The 5,468-nt window shown below is 71.5% G+C and carries 6 protein-coding genes; all 6 read right to left on the reverse strand.

Annotated features, from left to right (window positions below):
• Window positions 1–35: 35 nt before the first annotated feature.
• Window positions 36–776 (reverse strand): SDR family NAD(P)-dependent oxidoreductase, encoded by a 741-nt coding sequence (locus ACFTZL_RS40235; RefSeq protein ID WP_382594107.1) that lies wholly within the window; start codon window positions 774–776, stop codon window positions 36–38.
• Window positions 777–832: 56 nt separating this feature from the next.
• Window positions 833–2,419, reverse strand: a complete 1,587-nt coding sequence (locus ACFTZL_RS40240) for a Na+/H+ antiporter (RefSeq protein ID WP_382594110.1) — start codon at window positions 2,417–2,419, stop codon at window positions 833–835.
• Window positions 2,420–2,515: 96 nt separating this feature from the next.
• Window positions 2,516–2,986, reverse strand: a complete 471-nt coding sequence (locus ACFTZL_RS40245; protein ID WP_382594113.1) for a GNAT family N-acetyltransferase — start codon at window positions 2,984–2,986, stop codon at window positions 2,516–2,518.
• On the reverse strand, window positions 2,983–3,927 hold the full coding sequence (locus ACFTZL_RS40250) for an RluA family pseudouridine synthase (RefSeq protein ID WP_382594116.1): 945 nt from the start codon (window positions 3,925–3,927) through the stop codon (window positions 2,983–2,985). Before ACFTZL_RS40250 ends, ACFTZL_RS40245 begins: the two co-directional genes overlap by 4 nt.
• Before the next feature lie 45 nt (window positions 3,928–3,972).
• Window positions 3,973–4,629: a signal peptidase II gene (lspA, locus tag ACFTZL_RS40255; protein WP_382594119.1), complete on the reverse strand. Its 657-nt coding sequence runs from the start codon at window positions 4,627–4,629 to the stop codon at window positions 3,973–3,975.
• An 89-nt stretch (window positions 4,630–4,718) separates the two neighbouring features.
• The coding region (locus ACFTZL_RS40260; RefSeq protein ID WP_382594122.1) for a TraR/DksA family transcriptional regulator at window positions 4,719–5,468 on the reverse strand (750 nt) is incomplete at its 5' end.

A 5,468-nucleotide genomic window follows, 5' to 3' on the forward strand; every position in this document is an offset into this window, starting at 1 on the left:
CGCCCGTACTGCGGGCGGCCCCCCTTCTCGGCCGGTCAGTGACCGCGTTCGGCGCCGCCGTTGACCTGGATGATCTGGGAGGTGATGTGCCCGGCACCCTGGGAGGCCAGCCAGTGCAGGGTCTCGACGACGTCACCGGGGGTCCCGGCCCGCCCGGTCGAGGTCTCCTCGACGAGCCGCGCCCGCCGCTCCTCGCTCATCGCGTCCCCGAAGAACTCGGTGTCCTCGACATAGCCGGGCGCGACCACGTTCACGGTGATGCCGCGCGGCCCGAGCTGCCGGGCCAGATCATGGGCGTAGGGGTGCAGACCCGCCTTGGCCGCCGCGTACGCACCGTTCCCGGATCCCCGGTAGACGGCGATGGAACCGAGGAACAGCACCCGCCCACCGGGCTCGGCGAGACGCGGCTTCAGAGCCTCGGTGAGCAGTACGGCGGTCAGGGTGTTGAGCCGGAAGTTCACGGTCCAGCTGTGCGCGACGGCCTCGAGCGGATCGTCACGCCCGGCGTCCGGTTCGAGCAGTCCGTTGCCCCCGGCGCTGTGCACGAGCACGTCCACGGCCCCGAACTCCCGCTCCACGAACGCGGCCACACCCCGCACGTCCGCCGGCTCGGTGAGATCCGCCGCATACGTCCGCGCCCCCGGCACCCCGGCCTTCTCCAGCACATCGGCCCGCCGCCCGAGCAACAGAACCTGATCCCCGCCCGCGGCGAACGCCCGGGCCGCCGCGAGCCCGATCCCGGTCCCTCCACCACTGATCACAACATTCCGAGCCATACGACGACCCTACGACCCGTCAGCCGCCGACGGCGAAGACCCGGCCGGGAAACCACTCACCGCATCGACCGCACATCAAGATGCCGCAACACCCGGTCCACGACCTCCGGATCGGCCCCCGGCTCACTCCGCGCCGCCAGCACCTCGTGCCGCGCCGCACTCAGCATCTCCTGCTGGATCCGCCGCACTTGCTTCAGCCGCCGCGCGCGCTCCCGGGAAGCCTCCCGCCGCTCGTCCTCCGCGACCTCGGGACTGATCCGCACCCCGATGTCGAAGGCCCGCCGCAGCATCTGCTCGGACAGTTCTTCCGGGAGCTCCTCTTCCTCCTCGATCTCGCGCAGCCTCCGCTTCGCCGCCTTGGACGCCCGGATCGCCAGTTCCTTCGCGAGTTCCTTCTCCTGGTCCGTGTCGGCCTTCACGCCCAGCCACCGCACCAGCCACGGCAACGTCAGTCCCTGCACCACCAGCGTCGCCACGATCACCCCGAACGCGATGAAGATGAGCTCGTCCCGGTTGGGGAACGGCGCCCCCGCGTCCGTCTCCAGCGGAATGGCCAGCACCAACGCCACCGAGGCCACCCCGCGCATCCCCGACCACCACATGACCACGGTCTCGCGCCAGCTCACCGGGATGTCCTCGTCGTAGTCCCGCCGCGCGTGCAGCCGTTTGGTCAGCCAGGTCGCCGGCAGCAGCCACAGCAGCCGTACGAACACGACGACGGCCACCACCACCGCCGCCCACCCGAGCAGTTCGCCCCAGCGGCCGGACGCGGTGCGGATGGCGTTGTGCAGCTCAAGACCGACCAGCCCGAAGGCGACGCCGGTGACGAGCGTGTCGACGATGTTCCAGAACGTGTGCCCGGCCAGCCGCGTCATGACGTCGTCGGCGTCGGACCCGTACTCCGCGAGGAACACCGCGGTGGTGAGCACGGCGAGCACGCCGGACCCGTGCAGCTCCTCGGCCATGACGTACGAGGCGTACGGCACCAGCAGGGTCAGCCCGATCTGCAGGGTCGCGTCCCCGAGCAGTTCCATCAGCTTGTTGGCGCCCCAGCCCAGCGCGATGCCCACGGCCGCCCCCACCACGGCCGACAGCACCAGATCGAGCCCGGCCTGCCAGGGTGAGAACGTCCCGCTGACGGCGGCGGCGATCGCCACGTGGTAGAGGACGATGGCCGTCACGTCGTTGAACAGCCCCTCGCCCTCCAGGATCGACACCAGCCGGCGCGGCAGCCCGAGCTGCCCGGCCACGGCGGTCGCCGCGACCGGGTCCGGCGGCGCGACCAGCGCGCCGAGCGCGAACGCCGCGGCGAGCGGCAGCCCCGGCACGATCGCGTCGGCCGCGGCGGCCACACAGGCCATGGTGACGAACACCAGCGCCACGGCCAGCAGGAAGATCGGTCTCTTGTTCGCCGCGAACTGCCGCCACGACGTGCGCCGCACGGCGGCGTACAACAGGGGCGGCAGCAGCAGCGGCAGGATGAGGTCCGGCGGGATCTCGACGTTCGGTACGAACTCGAGCAGCGCGAGGACTATGCCCAGGAGCGTCATCAGCACCGGCGCGGGCACCCGCAGCCGGTCCCCGACCGGGACGCTGATCACGGCCCCGAGCAGCAGCACGAACAACAGGGCCAACTGATCCACGGTCAGCGCTCCCGGGAGGGCAGACGGTCATACGACTGAGCTCAAGCCTGCCACGCAACTCCACGGACAAACCGTTTCGGCACCCGCGGCGAGCGGCTACAGCGAACGCCGCATCCCCTGGTGCGGGATGCCCGCCTCCAGATACTCCGGCCCGTACGTCTCGTAGCCGAGCCGCGCGTAGAAGCCGAGCGCGTGCGTCTGGGCGTGCAGGTCCACGGCCGCGAGTCCACGCGCGCGTGCGGCGTCCTCGATGGCCCGCACCAGGGCGACCCCGACACCGAGGCCCCGCGCCCGGCCGGTCACGGCGAGCCTGCCGAGGCAGCCCACGGACGGGCCGGCTCCGGTCTGCGCCACGGCCGCCTCGCCGTACAGCAGCCGCCCGGTCCCGAGCGGCACGCCGTCCTCCCGGACGGCCAGCACATGCACGGCCCCCGCGTCGTACGCGTCGTACTCGAGGTCCTCCGGCACGCCCTGCTCGCCGACGAAGACCTCCTTGCGCACCGCGAAGCACGCCTCACGGTCGGCGGGGTCCTCCACGACCCGCACCGCATACCGCGGGGTGCTCATGCGTACGTCTCCTCCCGGACCTGGTCCAGGGCCTTCTGCAGGTCCTCCGGGTAGTCGCAGGAGAACTCCGCCCACTGCCCGTCCCCGGGGTGCTCGAAGCCGAGGCGCACCGCGTGCAGCCACTGGCGGGTCAGGCCGAGGCGCTTGGCGAGGGTCGGGTCGGCGCCGTAGGTCAGGTCGCCGACGCAGGGGTGCCGGTGGGCGGCCATGTGGACGCGGATCTGGTGGGTGCGGCCGGTCTCCAGCTTCACATCGAGGAGCGACGCCGCGCGGAAGGCCTCGATGAGGTCGTAGTGCGTGACGGACGCCTTGCCCTCGGCGGTGACCGCCCACTTGTAATCGTGCTGGGGGTGGCGGCCGATGGGCGCGTCGATGGTGCCGCTGGTCGGGTCGGGGTGGCCCTGGACGAGCGTGTGGTACCGCTTGTCGACCGTGCGCTCCTTGAACTGGCGCTTCAGCGAGGTGTACGCGTACTCCGACTTGGCCACGACCATCAGCCCGGACGTGCCGACGTCGAGGCGGTGCACGATGCCCTGGCGCTCCGCGGCACCGGAGGTGGAGATCCGGTACCCGGCGGCGGCCAGGCCCCCGATGACGGTCGGCCCGGTCCAGCCCGGCGACGGGTGAGCGGCGACGCCCACCGGCTTGACGATCACGACCACGTCATCGTCGTCGTGCACGATCTCCATGCCCTCGACCGGCTCGGCCACCACCTGAACCGGCGCGGGCGCCTGCGGCATCTCGACCTCCAGCCAGGCGCCGCCGTGCACACGCTCCGACTTTCCGACCACCGACCCATCGACCGTGACCTTCCCCGCGGCGGCGAGTTCGGCCGCCTTGGTCCGGGAGAAGCCGAACATACGGGAGATGGCGGCGTCGACGCGCTCGCCCTCCAGTCCGTCGGGCACGGGCAGGGTGCGGATCTCGGGAATCGTGCTCACCCGTCGAGTATGCCGGACGGGTCCGACAGTCCCGTACGGCGCCTGTCAGTCCTTGTGGACGGTGCCGTCCGGGTCGAGCCCCTTGAACGACAGCAGCACGATCAGGATGCCGCCGCACACGATCGCCGAGTCGGCCAGGTTGAAGACGGCGAAGTGCTTGGGCGCGATGAAGTCCACGACCGCGCCCTCGAAGACACCCGGCGCCCGGAAGATCCGGTCGGTGAGGTTGCCCAGCGCACCGCCGAGCAGCAGTCCGAGTGCGAGCGCCCAGGGCAGGCTGTAGAGCTTGCGGGCGAGCCGGGCGATCACCACGATCACCGCCGCCGCGATCATGGTGAAGATCACCGTGAAGGCCTCGCCGAAGCCGAAGGCCGCACCCGCGTTGCGGATCGCCTCGAACTTCAGCCAGTCCCCGATGATCTCGATGGGCGGGTGGTGCTCCAGCTTGGCCACCACGATCATCTTGGTGCTCAGGTCGAGGGCGTACGCGAACAAGGCGACAGCGAACAGGACCGCGATACGGCGCTTGCCCCGGGGCTGCGCGGCCGTGGGCTCCGGCTCACCCGTGCCGGGGTCTCCGGCTGCCCGGGTGCCCTCGGAGTCGGCGCGCTCGCCCGACGCCGCGTCCTCGGGCCGCTCCTGCCCGTCCCCGGCAGCGTCCGGTGTGTCCGGCGTACCGATGATGCGCTCCGCCTCTGCCACGTGAGTCCCTCAACCTAGGTGCCTGACTGAGGACGAGGGTACGACACACCCTGTTGGCCCCACGTGCTCAGGCGGCATTCGGCCGCCGGTCAGTAACGGCGCTCCTGCTTCTGCTTGCACTCCACGCACAGCGTGGCCCGCGGGAAGGCCTGCATCCGGGCCTTGCCGATGGCGTTGCCGCAGGTCTCGCACAGGCCGTAGGTGCCCGAGTGGAGGCGGTCCAGGGCGCGCTCGGTCTGGATGAGCATCTCGCGCGCGTTGGCGGCCAGGGCCAGCTCGTGCTCGCGGGTGATGTTCTTGGTGCCGGTGTCCGCCTGGTCGTCGCCCGCGCCGTCCCCGGAGTCGCGCATCAGACCGGCGAGCGAGCGCTCCGACGACGTGATCTCCTCACTCAGCCGGGTCTCCTCGGACGTCAGCTCGGCACGCGCCTCCTCGACCTCCGCCTCCGTCCAGGGGTCCTCACCAGGGCGTACCGCGAGCTCACCGGGCTCCGCCGCGGCGACCCGTGCCTTCGGAACGGCGGTCTTGGCCGCCGTCGCCGTGCCAGGAGTCTTCTTCGCACCCACCGTGGTCGCTCCCGTCTGCGTCGCGGCCTCGGCCGCGCCCGCTTTCTTGGCCGTTCTGTTCCCGGCCTTGTCCTGTGTGACCGCGCCGGTCCGGGCAGTGCCCTTCCCGGCCGCGCTCTTCGTGGTGGTGCTCTTGCCTCCGGCGCGCACGCCCTCGGCCTCGACGCCCTTCTCAGCGGCGACGGCCTTGGCGGCCTTCGCCCTCTTGACCGCGGCTTTCTTCTCCGCGGCCTCCCCGACAGCGGCCTTCTTGGCCACGGCCGTCTTCTCCGC

Source organism: Streptomyces sp. NPDC056948 (genome assembly GCF_042674225.1).
GTDB classification, from domain to species: Bacteria; Actinomycetota; Actinomycetes; order Streptomycetales; family Streptomycetaceae; genus Streptomyces; species Streptomyces purpurascens.

Excerpts from the sequence above, each read along its gene's own strand:
- ACFTZL_RS40235 (WP_382594107.1), bottom strand. The coding sequence starts at position 776 with ATGGCTCGGAATGTTGTGATCAGTGGTGGAGGGACCGGGATCGGGCTC.
- ACFTZL_RS40245 (WP_382594113.1), bottom strand. The coding sequence starts at position 2,986 with ATGAGCACCCCGCGGTATGCGGTGCGGGTCGTGGAGGACCCCGCCGAC.